Origin of the sequence: Chryseobacterium sp. SIMBA_028, assembly GCF_046535285.1 — a bacterium.
GTDB lineage: Bacteria > Bacteroidota > Bacteroidia > Flavobacteriales > Weeksellaceae > Chryseobacterium.
On sequence record NZ_JAWRWZ010000050.1, the window covers coordinates 1 to 563 of the forward strand.

General features: G+C 31.8%; 1 pseudogene. It reads right to left on the reverse strand.

Features of this window, described 5'->3' with window-relative positions:
- Positions 1-563: pseudogene (locus tag SCA31_RS22475) on the reverse strand (hypothetical protein); the annotation flags it as partial.

Consider the following 563-nt stretch of genomic DNA (forward strand, 5'->3'; position numbering starts at 1 on the left):
CATTTACATAATCTTCAAAAACATTCCAGCTGTCTTTTAATTTCAACATCATATTGGGCTGAACTGAAAACCTGAAATACGACTGATGATCTTTACCCTGAAAATAATTGATAAAATTGGTCTGATAATCTTTATAAATAATCAAAGAGGTTTTTCTGATCTCTGTCTGCATCTTCCTAACTGCCCTATCTAAAAGAGAAATAGTATCCTCCAGCATAATTTTAGAAGCATCAAAATAAAATCCATTTTGCCCCGTCAGCATATTATTCCCAAGGATCATTACATCTTTGCTGAATTTTCGGGCAAAAAAATTTCTGATACTACACCAAATTTCATTTTTCTGAAAACTCGCATGGTTCTGAAAATTTAAATATTGAAATAAAGCTCCACCAATCAAATCATTATCATTAAAAAAACCAACATAATAACATTCCATATTATCAGGTCTGGAAGATTCCAGGACATGAAAATATTCTGGAGAGAGCATAATATTCTTGTTTCCGATTACGGCATGCCACTGTAAGGGTAAATCCGAAACACTACTGTATATTTTTAAAGTATAT